The sequence below is a fragment of the Spirosoma foliorum genome, from assembly GCF_014117325.1.
Classification (GTDB): domain Bacteria; phylum Bacteroidota; class Bacteroidia; order Cytophagales; family Spirosomataceae; genus Spirosoma; species Spirosoma foliorum.
Window position 1 is genome coordinate 8,583,041 of sequence record NZ_CP059732.1, and the last position, 16,880, is coordinate 8,599,920.

Here is a 16,880-nt window from a genome sequence, read left to right on the forward strand (position 1 = left end):
ATAATCGATCACACCAATACACATTTTCCAGCCTGAATATCAGCTTCGACTTTCTTGTATTTCACGTCCTTCACGACTTTCCCATCCATGTAGCGAACCGATACTTTGTCGTTACGTCCGGGCGTAGGTTGTACCTGACGCGGCATAGGATAGCTACTCCGTTGCGAGGGGAACAGCGCGCCATTCGGGGGTGTATCATCGTCCTCATCGTCCAGAAAATCCCATTTGCTTTCGTTCGGGTTGTTGAGCAAATTCTCTTTACGGGCTTCGCGCCAGACTTCCAGTTCCGGGTCAGGATGGGCTTTGTGCCAGGCCGACGGATCGCGCAGATAGTCGTACTGCTCCCGTATGGAGCGTAGCGGTCGGTGGTTGGGCGGCAGCGACCGTTTGATCATTTCGCGCTCTACGTCAGCCAGATCGCCCTGAATGTTCAGCGTAACCAGATTGCGGGCATAGGCCGTCCGAATCAGTGGCATCAGTTCGGTGAGGTGTAACGTCGTTACGTCGCTGATCATGAACGCAATCAGGTCGGCGTCGAGCAGGTCTTCATCGTCGGCGTGGTTGAGAAAATAGGCAAACACATCGGCGTACCAGGTCTGTGCCAGGGATTTCCATTCGGGATAGTCCTGCACGGCCTGTTCCCAGGCGTTCGAGATGGTGCTTTTTGAATAGGTGTTCACATCTGGCTCCTGCATGAACGCCTGGAGGACACCGGCCTGCTGAGGCAGCAATCGCCGGAAATACGGTACATAAAAATCATCGGTATAATCGCCCCACCAGAAATCCCGAAAATCACCACCTTGCCGAAGCGTTTCCAGCACGGCCTCCAGACACTCGTCGGCCTGCAACTCGGTAGCCAGCAGCAGGGCATGGCTGGCAAAGTTGTGCCGTTTCTCATCCCAATCGTCCTCCTGAAAATGCTCGTACCGATAGATGGTATCGAGCAATACCTTCGACAAATCAGCCGTGAGCGACGGACGTGGTAGGGCCAGCAGCGTAGCAATTTTATCGGCCGGAATAGTATAGCCGTACTGATAAAGCCACTGAATTTCGGGGTGTTGGAAAATAGGCGGCTCGTTAGTCTGTTTGTCGCCCGCCCGAAACGAACCTTCGATGTTGATGGCATTGGCTAAACCTTCCTGCAACTGATCGAGGTTGTAGCGCATCCGAGCAAAATCTAACTCTTGCTTCAGCGACCGCAATTGCTCTTTAGAATGATAGCCCAGCTCGGTCAGCAGCCGCAACCGGGTTTCGGCCGCATCGGGCCTGTTTTTCGCCAGATCGTAGGCAAACGCTACGTGCGTAAAGTTAGCTACCTCCGATACGTGAAACTCCGACCGGTCGGGATAAAACAGCGAAATGTCGGTAGGTGGACCGCCGAATAGTGCCTCTACGCCCTCGGTATCGTCTTGTTGTAAATATTGATGGGTTTTATTGGTTAGTCCCATCAGGTAGCGCGGATGCTGCTTCACGGTCTGGTCCAGCAACTCGCGGGCGCGGCTTTTCTGCCCCGTCAGTTCATAAGCCAGCATCAGGTAGTTTTTCAATATAGGTACGTTGGGATACTGCTGAACCAGATTCTGCAACTGCTCTACCTGCCGCCGGTTGGATCGGTTTCGCACAGCCTCATACAAACCTGCCAGTTGCGACTTAAGCTCCGGCGGTGCTGTTCCATCGTCGAGCGGGTCCCAACTGATTTTGTAGCTAAGTTGTTGTAACCCCTTGACGGCTGGGAGTTTAGGTGAGTTGCTCTGGCCAAATAAGTCGGCGAGTTTATCGGGTAACGCCATGTGCGGAAAGCTTGTGTTGAGGGCGTAAAGATACGGGAGATTGGGGTTGGGGGATTGAGCAGGAGCGGTTGGGGAGGAGTGGGTGAGGGAGCGATTGCCCAATGGAGACCATACACAGGGCTCATTATTGGGTATCTTTAGGGTTAAGCTACCTTTGATGGCTAACCAGCCTAAACGACTAAACCTATGAAAAAGCTGCTAAACTGTACGATAAGCCTGTTACTGACCGGGCTAATCAACACCGTAAACCTATTAATGGCGCAGTCAACTCCACCGGCTTCCCTTTCCGTTGGTGCGGCCAAAGTAGATATAACCCCTGCCCTGAACGACCTGAAAAAACCGTATTTCGGTATCAACGACAACATCTACTCCCGAGCTGTCGTCATCAACAATGGCAATACGACCGTAGCCCTCGTTTCGGTGGATATTGGCGGAATCAACGACGAAATGGCCGACCGTATCCTCGCTAAAGTTACGGCTTTATCGGGCATTCCTACCCGAAACATCCTGATAACGGCCACGCATACGCATAGTGTGCCGTTCGGGATTAGTGGAGAGGCCTTTGAGTCGAAAATTGCCAGCGCCGTAAAACAGGCGAAAGACAAGCTACAGCCCGCCCGTGTCGGTTATGGCGAAGGGGTATCCTATATCAACGTTAACCGCAACATCATCGACCCCGACACCCGCCGGTGGTGGGAAGGCCCGAATTACGATGGCCCATCCGACAAAACCGTGGCTGTGGTCACCTTCGAATCGCTGGCCGGTAAACCCATTGCCATCTATTACAACTATGCCATGCACGGCGTTATTTCCGGTATGTTCGATCAGGTGAGCGGGGATGTGCCGGGAGCGGCTTCGCGCTATCTGGAAAACAACTTCGACGACGAAGCCGTGGCCCTCTGGTCGACTGGTGCCTGTGGTGATCAGAACCCAATCTATTATCAGCAGACCTACGATTTGCGCGAAATTCGCGTTAAAGAGTACGCCAAACGAGGCATCGACATCAGTAATAAAATGCCTCCCGGTGGCGAAGGACTGGATCGGAAAGACCCGAAGGTGATCAAGCTGATGGAGCAGCAAAAGCAGATGCTGCTGTCGATGGGGCAACTGCTGGGCGAGGAGGTACTCCACGTGATGCGGGGCACCAAACGGAAGGTAAGCAATCCTGTTCTTCAGGCCGATCAACGCATAATTACCTGTCCCGGCCGCAAACGGCTGGATGAGGGTCGGGCGGGCTACGCCGGTACGTATGAAGATGCCGATTCGATTCCTATCCGGCTGGGGTTGATCCGTCTGGGCGACATTGCCTTTACGGCGGTCAATGGCGAAGTGTTCAACCCCATTTCCACCCGTTTGAAAAAAGAATCGCCGTTTGCCAACACCCTGATGACTACGCTAACCAACGGCTATGCCCGCTCGGGTTATATTCCCCACGATGCCGCTTTTGGCACCTACACCTTCGAAGTGGTTTCGTCGCGACTCAAACCGGGTTTTGCCGAAACTGCAATTGTCAATGGCCTGCTCGATATGATGTACGCCAGCCTTCAGCTAAAGCCGTAATGGGGTGGAATGGATACCTATCTGAGGGCATCGGCTGTCTTTTGTGAGTAGTCGTCTAAACTGTCTTCCTCAACAATATGCACATGAGGCTGATTCGCTAATAGCTGAACGGCCTGCTCATAGGGTTTGTACAATTTTCGATCTTTCGGCCGGGCGACGAGTACATCGAAGCGGGCATTACGCCGTTCTGCGTAGTCATTAAGCACAGTGAACTGGCCTACGTTAAGCGTTGCTTTTTCGTTGATGGACTGCTCTAATTTCAGATCAAAACTAACGGGCTTCACTAAGTTAAAACTCCCATTTTGCCAGGCAAAGGGGAACTGATAGGCAAAGCTTGTTCCTTCTGGCTTAACCGTAATCGGACGTTCGAAAGCTTCACGAGACAGCAGACCATCAAGACGCTGGCGAAGAAGTTGTTTGTATTCTTTCAGCAGATAGGTTCCGTCATGGCGTGGCCGATACTCGTCTTCATCGTAGAACGAGAGGTACAGTCTATAGAACTGTTCACCGATTGCCGATAAATCCTCTGTGTATAAAACCGATGCTTTTACTTCACCAAACTGCAAGGCACTACTGTCGCGAGTCAGAATTTCGTTGTCAATCAGTTGCCGTGGGTGCGCTTCGTAATCAGCGAAGATTTCAGGCTGTTTCGTTAATTGCTTTGTTCGAGCGGCAATGCCCTTGAAGTAGGAACGTATTACCTTTTCGGCAAACTTAGGGTATAGTTTTCGAATGCGCCCTAACCGCTCGGGGTGGAGAAAAACAGCCTGGCGTTGCTCCGGGAACAGTAACAACACGCCAACGTTCAGCACCTCACCCAGCGATTGGGCGTACCGGTATTGCAGGACGCTATAGTAGAAGACTGAGTTCACGCGATTAGTATTGTTAAAAAATTACAGGATATTACGGACTATACATACTTTGGTTTACAGTGGGTGCTTGTCGAATCGGCAAATGTAAATAAAGGATTATTTTTTTGTTAATTGCCACGACTTCAAGCACTAGTAAAAGCCATGTATCCACATCTAATTTATACAAACCCTCCTCAAGTTGATAAATTCAGTCAGCCCAACCGTGTTCCTGGTGAAAAGCCAAAAGATACTGATCAACCGAACTATGCCCCAATGCAACAGGACTTTAGTGCGTCTTTGGCGAAGTTTAACCTTGATCGTGCCCGCCGGGCAGAAGGCCGTACATTACCCGTACCTGCTCATATAGATTACATTCGGATTCGGTTCTTTAGCGTTTTCGATAATGCTAAATTTGAATCACGCTACCGATCAAATTTTGGATTGGTTCCAGTCCTATCTGATGAATTCAATCAGCGAATATTATTTGCCATTGCAAACGACGATCGCTTCCAGAATTTCCTAAATGAAATTTTGAACTTTATCAATGCAGATCAGCATGAGAAAGACCAACGGCAATATAACAGCGACTTGTTATTTATTAAGGGATTTGAGCTATTAACTTCTCCTGATATTCTTCCCTCAATTGACATACCTTCTGATGTTATACTGAATCTGGTTGATAGCCACCTAGATATTACTTCGATTCGGGAGTCAATTAATGGTGCTTTAGCCAGTTATCTGGAATCAAATGAGATTCGTTATGAGTTTGTAGATGGCAATAGTACCATTCAACTGTGGGATGTGACATCCGCTGAGTTAACAGAAGTAGTAAACAATTTTGATGTTATCACGTCTGTTCGGCCTAATGCGTTTGGAGTTATTTCACCAGATCGTTATGGTATCGCATCGCGCAGTTTTGGATTTCAACCCGTCTTGCCAGATAATGAGATTCCCATAATTGGCATCATAGACACAGGGATCAGTGATCAAACGCCTTTGGCTGAATTGATTATGAATCCAAGAGAAAATGATCCGTATGATTTGACTCGAACAAACGCCCGAATCGATAATTGGGATAATACGTGGGGGCACGGAACCGGTGTTGCAGGTATAGCTGCTTTTGGCCATAAATTGCATTCACGAGTCAGTGGACAAGTACAAGCAGATGCTCGTTTACTATCAATAAAAGCTTTAAGCCCTCGTAATCCCCGTGTTTCGGATAATGCCATTAGTGAGGCTATTCGTAGGGCAAATAAGGAGTTAGATGTACGGATTTTTGTACTGACAATATCCGAAAATATCAAGGACGATAATGAGCCTATTTCAGCCCTAGCGTATGAATTAGATTTGCTTGCCTACGAATTGAACATTTTAATATGCATTGCTTCGGGCAACATGCGCAGAAATATGATCGATGCCTTAGGGCAAATGTTGCCTTATCCCAAGCATTTCTCAGATGCAGAAAATAATATTCATAGTCCAGCTGAGAGTATGAACAATCTAACTGTAGGGGCAATAGCAGATAATTTGGAGGCTAACCTATTTGTCGCAGGAATTGCTAATGACAAAACGGCTCCTGCCATCTACTCTTCTAAGTTTCATATTAATCTTGACTCTGCTACATTGACCCAAAATCAAGCTAACAAACAGTTGGTCAAACCTGATATACTATATTACGGGGGAGATCATGAGATTACGGGCGATAAAAGTAGAACAGGCATTAGTGTGCTGACACCTAAAATAGGTCAATACTTCGTTAGAGAAACTGGAACTAGCTATGCTGCGCCATTCGTAGCTAATTTGGCTGCGCGAATTTTGGGAGAGTATCCGCGCCTGTCTATGCAGACGGTCAAGGCTATAATAGTCAATTCAGCAACTGTACCAAAGCTGGATGAAACCTTTACTCCTGTTTCAAAATCTGTTTTGAATAACGTTTTAGGGAAAGGTATTCCATCTGAACCGATTTGCCTTAAATCCACCGATCATGAAGCAACAATTATTCTGGAAGATGGTATTCTGCCGGGCCAGATTCAAACATATTCCTTGAAATTACCCGACTATTTATTGATTTCAAAAAAAGCGACGGGCTTACTTGAGTTTCAACTAACTCTATGCTTCAAATTTAAGCCTATTCAGCACAGTCAGAGCACATACTGTCCCATTCATATTGGATTTGGCGTTTTTAGAAATGCCGAATTGAGTCAGATTGCTTCAGGGAAACTTGATGATCAATATGACAAAGAAACTAACGAGAGAACCAGCAAAGGCCATCGGCTAAGGACCGGTTGGTCGCAAGACCCTTATTATCGTGGTAAATTGCTCTGCAACACACAGAAAACCTCGTTCATAGTTGGTAAAAAAGAGTTGATTGATGAGCAAAATACATTCGTTATAGTACTATCATCCCAGTTTAGTAAATTACTGACTGAAACGCAGAAAGCAGAATACGCACAAGAAAACGAATTTACAATAGCCATTCGGGTACATGAGCGACCAGCCAAGGGAGAATATATTGATTCGCTTTATGAAGGAATCCGATTGGTCAATAATCTGAGTACATTGATTGAGCTGGATGCAGACTTGGAAGCAGAGGCTACCGCTGAATAATTAAGAGGCTTCCAATAAAGTCCTACGTTCTTGGTTTATAAGATCAGCCCAGACGGCTGTCTGTATTTTCTGGGATTTGTGTTGCCCATCATATTTTGAAAATAAACTTCGCTTTATAGCAGTCAATAGCGTTTTTTGAATAGTATAATAAGATAATCCTAAAGAATCTTTGATTACCTTCTGTGCTTTCGTTTCATTGTCAAAGGTAAAAGTCGAACTAGCAAGTGTTTTATTAATGAGTTCGTTAATATGGGCTTCGTCAGGTAATTCTAATTTCACAGACAGGTCAAAACGACGCAATAATGCGTCATCAATCATATCTTTCTGATTAGTTGCAGCAATAACAATACTGCTTTGAGGCAGATAATCAAAGAGTTGCAGGATTGTATTAACAACTCGCTTCATCTCCCCGTGATCCTGACTATAATCTCTGATTTTACCCAGTGTATCGAACTCATCCATAAATACGATACAATCTTCGGTAGCGGCTCGCCGAAATATTTTAGCTAAATTTTTGCTGGTTTCGCCCAACTTAGAAGAGACAATAGCTCCCAAGTTGATGACAATCATCATTTTCTCCAGCTCTCCGGCCAATACATAGGCCGCCAAAGTCTTACCACAGCCCGATGGGCCGTAGAATAATACCTTATTTGATACAGGTAGATCGTATTGACGGAGCAGTTCGATAGAGCGATGTTCCTCAATAAAATAGGCTAACTCTGCATGGACGGCTTCTGAGCAGACCAAGTTAGGGAACCGATAATCGGACGTGAGCTTTTCAAGTATAAAATCGCTTACTTCACGATCTTCTTCCCTTAATATGTGTTTAGGAGACCCTATTTTAACGATTCCATTCGTTTGCTGTTGACGAATAGCGTCCTTTAAAATTGACTGAAGCTGGAGGGCAAAGTTGACTTTCTTCGTTTGCTTCGAGTGCTCAATCAGCTCATTAAGGGTAAAAAGAAGCTTCTCTTGGTCGTTCTCCAAGCCATACTTCGCTATTTCCTTAATGTAATCTATCTGTTGCATCGCTCTTTAAATTACACAAAATAAGGGATAATATCTAACGAATTTTAATGCTATAACTATAAACCCAAAGACTTATTTTAAATAGGCATTATCAGTTTTGATTTCATGTGCCTATACCCTGAATAAACTCAGCCGCTTGCGCATCATATAGGCGCAGGTATTGATGCTAAGGTAAAATCCGCATCTAGTCCAATTTGGAAAACGCCCTCTAAATCAATAAACTTACTTTGGAACACTTATACTTATGATTGAGAAAAGTAAAATTTGGTTAGCTTATGTTTGATACACTTGCCTTTGCACAGGATATTTTGTCGCAGAAAGGCAGGCTCTCTGAGGCTTTGGGGCTGCCGTCTTCAAACCATCAACATTTAACTGCTATCGTTGCCTATCAACATCTCATTGATAATTGGGTCGAAGATGGTGCCATTGCTCCTACACATCAAACGGTTCTAGCGGCCCTCGATATAGCCTTATTGCTTACCGTAACGGGGCAACTGATTTATCACACATCGCCCGGCCCGGTTGGTGAAATTATGATTAACCTCCGCAATGGTGATAAGTCGGTAGAACTGCTTGCCTATCCCAGTGGTCGGAATAAATTTGTTCGCATTGGCTCTGACGAGACTCCCCAACAAGGCCTACTGACGCCGGAATCGTTACGGGAAACTTTACAATGGCTTAACCGATAATTTAGGATTGATGAATAGTACCCCCGTAGCAGACGAAGAACAATTATACCGAAGTATCTACCGCACGCCCTGGCATAAATACGTTGATCCCGATGGTCGGCCTACATCACGAAATTTCAAACTTAGACCCAAAGACGAAGGAAAGCTATCGGTCGATGCAGCTAGCCTGACTACCCCAGAACATTCGGTTCGGGATCTTAGCAAATTTGCGCTTGCTTCTCTTGCCAATAGCGATGTAAAAGCTATTGAGCTATCGACATTTCATGATCCCTGTACGGTTGAAGAACACGGCTTCGATAACCCAGCCCATGCTTACATCTGGGGTATGGATGAGGAAGATGATATTAAGCCCGCTTTACTGGCGCGGACGGCGACTGTGATCTTGAAATAACTTTATCAATTTCTCCTGCCCACTCCCTACGGTTTTTCGTTCTATCTCCTTATCGGCAGTTTCGATACGTTTGTCAGTTACCTGAAACAAAACTGATCTGCTACTGACCAGCGGCCCGATAAGGTCACGAACTAGGCTTAGATGGTCGAAAAAGTAGAAAACTCTTTGAAGCAGTATGGCGACGATGAGTAAACTATCGTTGTACTTTATAACTCCTTTTTGCCAAATAACACCTTGGCTTCAGCGTCATAATCAATGATGAACCACTCATGGTAGAGTGTCGTCAAGTAAAAGCCTTCGGGTTGGTAATCGCCGATGGCGACATATCCGGCCCCGAATAGACTGTCGTCATAGGTCGTGTCTTTGAGATAGATGACCAATTTGGTGTGGTCTTCGCTCAGAAAATGATGTAGGATGGTGATGTTCGGATGGCGGCTTCGGCTGATGGGTAAAAGTATCCAATAATCGCCTATCGACATGAACTGTGGGCGAGCGGCAACCGGGTCGAAGTCGGGATCCCACTTGAAGACCATATCGTCCGGTTGGTACGTTTTAAACTTCCATTCCCACGTTTCGGGGCCTTCGTGTTTCTCAATAATCCGATCCCAGCGGGTGTGCTTGATCCGGTCGATTGTCTGGGGCGATAAGGCTTCTACCTGCATAGTTTTTATTAGTTCTTATGGTAAACTAAGCTATTTTGGTCGCGCTAAACGGTTCATTCTCAATTCTTCCCGCAAGGCACTCAGACGACTATAGGTGTTGTACAGGTGCTGGGCGAAAATAGCTACCTGTGGTTTGAGCGATTGAAACGTAGCCAACGCGGCTAGCCAGCTTGCTATACGCTGGTACAAGTCGCGGCCCCGCTGTCCGCTTTCGAGGGATGTTTTCGTTCGATCCATCACTAAATCCATGCACTCGCTGGGGTGCGATTGGGCTACCAGTTTCAGTACATCGGGCAGTTGACGTATATAGAGCCAGTTTAGCGATTTTAGCCAGTCAAACAGGTCGTTAGTACGGTTCTCGGCATGGAGTACCTGCGCCAGGAACAGGGGGTGGGAGGCATAGGCGCTAAGAAAGCTGTCGGCAAATTGACGACGTTGCGTGTCTGTCCAGAATTCACGTAACGTCAGATAATCATCGAAATGACCAATGCTTCGACAGCGATTTTCAAGGGCGTTCAAATAAAGGCTCAGGTCAGGGCCGGGCGCGAGCGATGTTGTCGTGAGGTGTTCGAGAATAAATGCATCGAAAGTGCCTGGAAAGTGTTTCGTGAGCCGGTGAAGGGTTTGAAGCAATATCGGTAAATTCCCCGACTGCTGTCGACGCTGGAGTAGTTGCAAACCAATAGCCTTGTCGTGATCCGCAAAGGTCTCGGCGGTTTTCAACCATAAGTCCTGATCGTGAAGGACATCGGCGATTCGTAACTGGACATATTCTGTGCCTAATGATTGCCAGCCATATTGGGTAATAGCCTGTTGAACGATTCTGGCAGAAGGCGTGTCGGTGACCAACGCTAGCAGCAACGGTTCAAACGCTTTTATGTCGTAGTAGATTTCGTCAGGATTGTTTTCTAATTCATCGAAGTATCGAACGCGCTCGCCCAACTGATTGAGCGCCTGACTGATTTGATCAGGATGTAAAACCCGCCCGGCCATCTGGGCATAGGTCTCGGCTAATAGGTTTTGCCAGACAGCCCATGTTTGACTGGGGTAATCGTCGATAATTCCATAGTTATCGTCGTCAGGTTCATATGCGGCCAGGGCGCCTTCGTAAACACCCAGGTAAATGGTCATGGTGTCGGTCAGCCGCCCTTCGCGCAGGGCTTTCGCAACGCGTTCGGCGTACTCGGAAAGAATCGATTCAATGAGTGGGTCGGGGTCAGGCGATTCTTCGGAGTAATAGTCATCCTCGTCCATTTCCAGCCCTTCATCATCGAACCGCAGTTCAGAAAGTGCTTCAAAGACCTCTGTACTGATGGTGTCGATACTTGTAGTTTCCTCATTATCGGCCTTGGTAAAGAAAACAGGTTTGAGGGCTGGCTGTTCCGTTCCTATAAACTGAGCGAATTGTACCTGAAGCTCAGGTTGTTTTTCTAAGAGTTGCCGCAGGAAATTTATTTTCTGGTCGGTGCTGGTTTGGTGCCAGACTTCCTCCAGACTTACCAACGGTTGATCAGGAATTGTAGGGCTATCGACTAGCTGAACAACAGGCCCAAACTGATCGATAACTGCCAGGCCGAATGCTACGCAATGTTTGCAGATGCCCTCGTAATAGTATGGACAGCTACAGTCGAACTCCGAATTAAGATGACTCAGCGTTAGAGAAACCTCATATAACTCCGAGCCTTCAACTTTCCCAGTGAAGGTATTACCCGCGCGCTTGATACGTCGAACGGCGTTGTTGTAGAAATAGTCTTCACCCCGGCTAAAGCTGGTGGCATTGGCAAGTTGCTGAAGTTGGGCTCGGCTAAGCATAATCGGCTGATGCTTTTCGACAGGATTTACAGAATGAACAGGATTGTTTACTGACAAAATTAATTCTGTAAATCTTGTAAATCCTGTCGAAAAAACCTTTACCGAAACCGTAGCACCTGTCTCATAAATTTACAGACGACCGATCGCGCCATTGGTTGATAAGTCCAGCAAACGGAGCAGTATTGGCAAATGAACAAGCTGACTAGCGTTAGGTGGAGCCAGTAAAGGTGGCGACCAATTTTAAGGCCCGGTTGTAGGAATCGTATCTGACTCATGAGTGCTCCGCAATTCATCATGAGTTTCGTGAATTCGGGCTTTCGGATTGATTCAGGGAGTTATCGAACGAGGCAGGTTGTATAAGTGGCATATAGGCAATAAGGGAGGTTTCGAGGAAGAGTATAAAGAGCGAAAGCTAGCGGGCGTAAATACACCCACTAGCTTAGTACGTACGCAGATCGCGTTTGGCTTAGGCCAGCGCCCGAGAGAACAGACCCACCCGCTCACGGAGCAAATAGCTGCTGATGTCGGTGCGGAGGTTACCGTTGAGGGTAAAGGCCCGCAATTCCGGCGACAGGTTGGCGTATTTGTCCAGTGCCTTGAACCAGGCGCTCCGATCCAGGTAAGGCGCTAACAGAATACGAGCCTGGTTTAGCGCACGGTGTTGCCGGGGCGACCAAATAGGCCGCTGCCGGTAAATGTATCCCTGACCGTTCAGCAGGTCGGGCAGCGCTTGTGGCGGTGCCATTGGAACCAACTCGGCCAGCAGATACAACCCTAATTCAACGTTAAGCAAGCGATTCGCCACCATGCCCGGCAGTGCGTGCCGAAACCGAATTCGACTAGCCAGCGGTTCCTGCCAGCGTAACAAGCTAGCAAGAGCCGGGCGAGCAACAGGGGCGGTGGTGAGGAGCGTGTTCATTTGTATGTTTGTTTATTGTTCTATACAAATATCACACCATGAGAACGTAATCTTTTTACGTTGTTCTTTATTTTTGACATTATTTTCGGGTATTTCGCAAAAAAAGCCGCACTACGAGGGTACAAAACTTAAAACCCTCATAGCAAGACTGTTAGAACCTATTTTCGTTTTCTTCTTTCCCTTGGGCTGTGAGAGTGCCTGGAATGGATAGGTATTTCTGATGCAGGTGGAGCAGCCCCGGAGGGGTGACCTGTCAATAGCTCTCAATACATAAGTCGAAGCGCCGTAGGTGCGACCTATATAAACAGAATTAGGTCGCACCTACGGCGCTTCGACTTATGGCAAATCCTGTGTTTTCTATTAACAGGTCGCACCTACAGTGCTATATGGATAGGTTGAAAAATGTGTATATACCTAAGGTACCCCACAGCCTAAAGTAAGCCTCTAATTGCTGATTGGTTGAGTAATAGCGAATTTTTGAAAGGAGTAAATTCGATGTTTGCCATTGTCTTTTACGGCCCAGTTTTCCCAAAAGCAAATGACCAGAAGCCATTGCGAAATATCGGCCTGACGGGCTTCGTAGCCACGTTGGCGTAGCGACTTTTTTACGTCCAGCGTAGTGGTGCTGCCGTTAGCCAGAATGAGTGCCGTGGCTACAAATCGAATAACCAGCGGGTCTAATTTTTTACGTTGTGCCTCCATCTTACGATTTGATTCTGACGATGTACCGAACCGTACATTGCGCCTGGTTGTAAACAATGAATTCGTTCTTTTGCAGACTAACTCCCTGACGGGCAAATACTGAATCATAGCGGGAATCCAGTTTCTTTAGCGCGTTGCCGTCCAACTGCATATGCTGCGGTTCGTGTTTGGTCAGTTCCAGTTGCTCACCAACATGTACTTCATAAATAGCGAGATACGCTTCATTCTGACGACCGTTGGTCCAGACCGAACCGTTCAGCGATGTATAATTGAGCGACTTGCTGAATTGGTCGGCGAAGTAGATTCCGTATCCGAACATTTTGCCTGTAATCACTGCGTTCGCCGGGCGCAACACTAAGCCATTTTTTAGAATTGATAACCAGTTTTCGCTCCGGCTACCGTGCCAGAGAGCCAGCGTTTTACGATTTTGTTGTTTACCTACGTAGGCATTGAAAGCAGCATCGGTAGCAGCATGACGTACGCTGAAAGCCGCGTCGAATTTATGGGCATTTTCCCCCATCATTTTCTTGATGAGCTTTAGAACATGATTGTCCGTTTCGGGTTCGATGGTCAGATTCATGCTTTCCAGAAGCGTTGGCGGAGCCTGATCGGGACTGGTAGGAACGGGGGCCAGTTCAACCTGACCACGCATTACATCGAGCGTAGCCTGTTCATCGGCGAGATTGTCGCGGAGGGGTTGCAAATCATCATCCGAAAGCGGTGCATTGCCTACCAGGTGCTGGCCTACGTGGGTCATCCGGCGCGGAATCACTTTAAACAGGTCGAGGAGTCTGGAATTGAAGGCGCTTGTGTTCATGCCTACTCGAAGTTGCGTTGCCAGCTCATCGAGCATTTGTTGAGCCGTTTCGACTTGCTTGCGGGTAACCTGCTGAGCTGTGACGGTATAATTCTGAAAAATAGACAGATTTGCTAGGTCTAGCAGTCGACTCATCAGGCCACGTACGGTTGGGTCGGCAATGGTACTGGCATCTGTTGCAGGGCTGGATTCTGCAAAAAGATGGGTTTGGTCGGTATAGCCCTTGGCGGTTTTCTCACGGAGTTTCTGGTTCCACTGCGCTAGGGGATGGGTAGCTTTATTGCGAAAACCACCTACCCGGCCGTAGTAGACATCGAACGTACCGTTTTCATTTTCACGCATTTCATAGAATTTGTTGTTGTTTTCGGCGGTCACCATAATCAGTTTCACTGTCCGTAGGGTCGAGTTGGGTGATTCGGATGGCATAGGCCTAACTTGTTCAGCAGGAGTAAGCTTCGGAGTATTGGGGTGTGGGCGAACGGTAGTATCGGTATCGACTGAGGCAGGGCGGTTCCATACCCGTTGGAGCAACTGGTTCAGCATAATCGTAGTCAGGAGTTGTGAAGGATAGTCAAGTATTGTCAGGAATGGTCAGGTTTTGTCAAGGGTTGTCAGAAATGGTCAGGGCTTGTTTAATAGCTACTCCTGACAAAACCTGACTATTTCTGACAACTCCTGACCATTTACTTAGGCCAGCATTTTGCGTAAAACGCCAAGCCGGTTGCGGGAGAAGCCAACCGTTTTTTCGGAAAAATGGCTGTAATCGGAGCTGAGATCAAAGGCCAGCCGATGGCCGGGAGCCGATGCATAAGCTACTAATAATTCCTGCCACTGAAGATTATAGGCAAAGTGCGACAACAGCAGCCGTCCACGATTCAGGTATTTCTTTTGTTTTGGGGTCAGGCCAGACCAATCCGTATCGTCGGGCCGGAGTAAAGCAGGGAGCGCCGTTGCAGGAGCATCCGGGTGTAGTTGCTGAAGTAAAAATAAACCCAGTTCGAGGTCAACTAATTGCCGGGTCGAAAGCGACGGGCGGGGCGTGTAAGCCGATGTGTTTGCGCGGGGACGTGAGGTATGAGTCATGATAAGTCTATGTGATTGTCCGATTCAAAAGTATACTACCAAAAACGTAATCTATTTACGGTCTTCTTTTTTATTGAAAAAAAATTTTGCTCCTTTGTGCTCGCCAAATATAATCACAATATCGGTGAATATATTTCACTTGTATTATATATAATATTGTATGCCTATAACCCGCTCAGCTTTTCAACGGTATCGACTCATCGACGAAATCATTAGTCGGTACCCCCGCCGATACTCCAAGCAGAAACTTTTTGAACTATGTCAGGACAAATGCGGCATCCGGTCCATTTCGTCGCTCGAAAAGGATATCCAGCGGATGCGCGAAGACCACGACGCGCCTATTGAATACGACAAACGGGCTAACGGTTACTATTACAGCAATCCGCAGTTCAGGCTGCTGAACTTAATGCTAACCCCCGACGACATGGAGGCTCTGGAGCAGGCGCGCGAAGTACTGGCGGCTACACAGGGCGCATCGGTGGCCGATGAACTAGATAATGCCTTGCAACGTGTGCGGCAGAGTCTGGACATTATTCGGGAAGTGAAAACCGATGCGCCGACACGACGGGTTGTGTATGTTGAGGAGAAAATCCTGGGTGGCAATCGACAGTACGTGCCTGTATTGATTCGGGCCGTGAATCAGAATCGGCAAGTGGCGTTTCGGTATCTAAAGCACGAAGAGGCCGTGTCGATGAGTGGCAGCCTTACCATGCGTAAAGCGAAAGCCCGTACCGTTGACCCCAATCTTGTTACCCTCGATCGACCTAAACTGCGAATTTTACACCCGATTTTATTGCGGGAAGTAGCGGATAGCTGGTACGTCATTGGCTACGATGCGGCCAGTGGGGGCGAAAAAACCTTCGCGCTGGATCGCATGAGCGAGCTTGAGTTACTAGATGATCCCTGCGATGTTCCGGGCGCCATATTGACCAATGTGAGCGAATTGTTCGAACACATTTATGGCATAACCGATAGCCACGGCCCCGTCGAAGACATTGTCTTATCCTTCAGCCCCTTGTTCGGGCGTTATGTGAAGGCCAAACCCATTCACCAGACGCAGGAAGTCCTGAGCGACACCGATACCGAATGCGTTGTACGGCTTCGACTGGCGCCCAACCGCGACCTGCTCATGCACCTGCGCAGCTACGGCGAACACCTCACTGTACTGCAACCAGAGAGTCTGGTGAAAGAGATGAAAACGTCGCTGGAGGCTACGCTGGCGAAGTATTGAACTACACGAAATACGTGAGGTCAGGTTCTTTAACCTGACTCATAAGGTTTCTCAAAACCTATATGTGCGTACACATAGGTTTTGAGAAACCTAAAATGTCGGTTATTAGTAACCGACACCACGACTCCACGTCGAAGCAATCCCTGACCATTCTTGACAAATCCTGACTATACCCAACCATTTACCTATGCCCTCATTTACAACAACCCTTCAGAAATTCGGTGAAAAAGGAGATAAAACCCGGTGGACGTACATCGAGATTCCGGTTGCCATTAGCGATGAACTGAAACCCGGACAGAAAAAGTCGTTTCGGGTGAAGGGAACGCTGGACAATTACCCCATTAAACTGGTTGCCCTACTTCCGATGGGGCGATCCATAAACCCAGATGGCGGTTTTATGATGCCCATAAACGCCACCATGCGCCGGGGAATCGGGAAGGAAGAGGAAGGAACACAAATCAAGGTCACCCTTGAAGTCGATAACGATCCATTGCCGCAGTCCGCTGATCTGCTCGATTGCTTAGAAGACGATCCAACCGCATTGGCGAACTTCCGAAAGTTGAGCCCTAGCCATCAGAACTACTTCAGTAACTGGATTGAAGACGCTAAAACCATCGATACCAAAACCAAACGACTGACACAGGCCGTCACAGGTTTGTCGTTGGGAATGAATTTCGGTGAGATGATCCGGCATTTTAAACCAGGATTTATTTGATTTTACTGACCGACCTTGATTT

General features: G+C 47.6%; 15 protein-coding genes. 6 read left to right on the forward strand and 9 right to left on the reverse strand.

Annotated features, from left to right (window positions below; genetic code table 11):
• Nucleotides 1-8: 8 nt before the first annotated feature.
• Entirely contained in the window at nucleotides 9-1,892 is a 1,884-nt protein-coding gene (locus H3H32_RS35990) for a tetratricopeptide repeat protein (RefSeq protein ID WP_182460498.1), read from the reverse strand.
• 84 nt (nucleotides 1,893-1,976) lie between these two features.
• Here H3H32_RS35990 and H3H32_RS35995 point away from each other — a divergent pair, with 84 nt between their 5' ends.
• Nucleotides 1,977-3,350, forward strand: a complete 1,374-nt coding sequence (locus tag H3H32_RS35995; RefSeq protein ID WP_182460499.1) for a neutral/alkaline non-lysosomal ceramidase N-terminal domain-containing protein — start codon at nucleotides 1,977-1,979, stop codon at nucleotides 3,348-3,350.
• Nucleotides 3,351-3,367: 17 nt separating this feature from the next.
• On the opposite strand, the gene H3H32_RS36000 is transcribed toward H3H32_RS35995, so the two are convergent.
• Nucleotides 3,368-4,222: a DUF3037 domain-containing protein gene (locus tag H3H32_RS36000; RefSeq protein ID WP_182460500.1), complete on the reverse strand. Its 855-nt coding sequence runs from the start codon at nucleotides 4,220-4,222 to the stop codon at nucleotides 3,368-3,370.
• Between the two features lie 141 nt (nucleotides 4,223-4,363).
• On the opposite strand from H3H32_RS36000, the gene H3H32_RS36005 reads away from it, so the two are divergent.
• Nucleotides 4,364-6,808 carry a S8 family peptidase gene (locus H3H32_RS36005; RefSeq protein ID WP_182460501.1) on the forward strand — a complete coding sequence of 815 codons (2,445 nt, stop codon included), beginning with the start codon at nucleotides 4,364-4,366 and terminating at the stop codon, nucleotides 6,806-6,808.
• Here the strand turns inward: H3H32_RS36005 and H3H32_RS36010 are convergent, their stop codons facing one another.
• Nucleotides 6,809-7,837: an AAA family ATPase gene (locus tag H3H32_RS36010; protein WP_182460502.1), complete on the reverse strand. Its 1,029-nt coding sequence runs from the start codon at nucleotides 7,835-7,837 to the stop codon at nucleotides 6,809-6,811.
• Between the two features lie 275 nt (nucleotides 7,838-8,112).
• On the opposite strand from H3H32_RS36010, the gene H3H32_RS36015 reads away from it, so the two are divergent.
• Complete coding sequence (locus tag H3H32_RS36015; RefSeq protein ID WP_182460503.1) at nucleotides 8,113-8,526, forward strand: hypothetical protein; 414 nt, start codon at nucleotides 8,113-8,115, stop codon at nucleotides 8,524-8,526.
• Between the two features lie 10 nt (nucleotides 8,527-8,536).
• Nucleotides 8,537-8,917, forward strand: a complete 381-nt coding sequence (locus H3H32_RS36020; protein ID WP_182460504.1) for a hypothetical protein — start codon at nucleotides 8,537-8,539, stop codon at nucleotides 8,915-8,917.
• A 206-nt stretch (nucleotides 8,918-9,123) separates the two neighbouring features.
• Here the strand turns inward: H3H32_RS36020 and H3H32_RS36025 are convergent, their stop codons facing one another.
• The 6 genes from H3H32_RS36025 to H3H32_RS36050 all read right to left on the reverse strand — a co-directional run bounded on the left by H3H32_RS36025 (nucleotide 9,124) and on the right by H3H32_RS36050 (nucleotide 14,912).
• A complete protein-coding gene (locus H3H32_RS36025; protein ID WP_182460505.1) occupies nucleotides 9,124-9,579 on the reverse strand; it encodes a hypothetical protein in 456 nt (151 codons plus the stop codon).
• Nucleotides 9,580-9,609: 30 nt separating this feature from the next.
• A complete protein-coding gene (locus H3H32_RS36030; protein ID WP_182460506.1) occupies nucleotides 9,610-11,391 on the reverse strand; it encodes an SWIM zinc finger family protein in 1,782 nt (593 codons plus the stop codon).
• A 466-nt stretch (nucleotides 11,392-11,857) separates the two neighbouring features.
• Nucleotides 11,858-12,310, reverse strand: a complete 453-nt coding sequence (locus H3H32_RS36035) for a pPIWI_RE_Z domain-containing protein (protein WP_182460507.1) — start codon at nucleotides 12,308-12,310, stop codon at nucleotides 11,858-11,860.
• A 444-nt stretch (nucleotides 12,311-12,754) separates the two neighbouring features.
• A complete protein-coding gene (locus tag H3H32_RS36040) occupies nucleotides 12,755-13,012 on the reverse strand; it encodes a hypothetical protein (RefSeq protein ID WP_182460508.1) in 258 nt (85 codons plus the stop codon).
• Nucleotide 13,013: 1 nt separating this feature from the next.
• Nucleotides 13,014-14,372 (reverse strand): ADP-ribose polymerase, encoded by a 1,359-nt coding sequence (locus H3H32_RS36045; protein ID WP_182460509.1) that lies wholly within the window; start codon nucleotides 14,370-14,372, stop codon nucleotides 13,014-13,016.
• 144 nt (nucleotides 14,373-14,516) lie between these two features.
• Complete coding sequence (locus H3H32_RS36050) at nucleotides 14,517-14,912, reverse strand: pPIWI_RE_Z domain-containing protein (protein ID WP_182460510.1); 396 nt, start codon at nucleotides 14,910-14,912, stop codon at nucleotides 14,517-14,519.
• Nucleotides 14,913-15,072: 160 nt separating this feature from the next.
• Between H3H32_RS36050 and H3H32_RS36055 the strand changes: the two genes are divergently transcribed.
• Both H3H32_RS36055 and H3H32_RS36060 read left to right on the forward strand, forming a co-directional pair.
• Nucleotides 15,073-16,143: a helix-turn-helix transcriptional regulator gene (locus H3H32_RS36055; protein WP_182460511.1), complete on the forward strand. Its 1,071-nt coding sequence runs from the start codon at nucleotides 15,073-15,075 to the stop codon at nucleotides 16,141-16,143.
• Nucleotides 16,144-16,330: 187 nt separating this feature from the next.
• Nucleotides 16,331-16,858 carry a YdeI/OmpD-associated family protein gene (locus H3H32_RS36060; protein WP_182460512.1) on the forward strand — a complete coding sequence of 176 codons (528 nt, stop codon included), beginning with the start codon at nucleotides 16,331-16,333 and terminating at the stop codon, nucleotides 16,856-16,858.
• The last annotated feature ends 22 nt before the right edge of the window (nucleotides 16,859-16,880 follow it).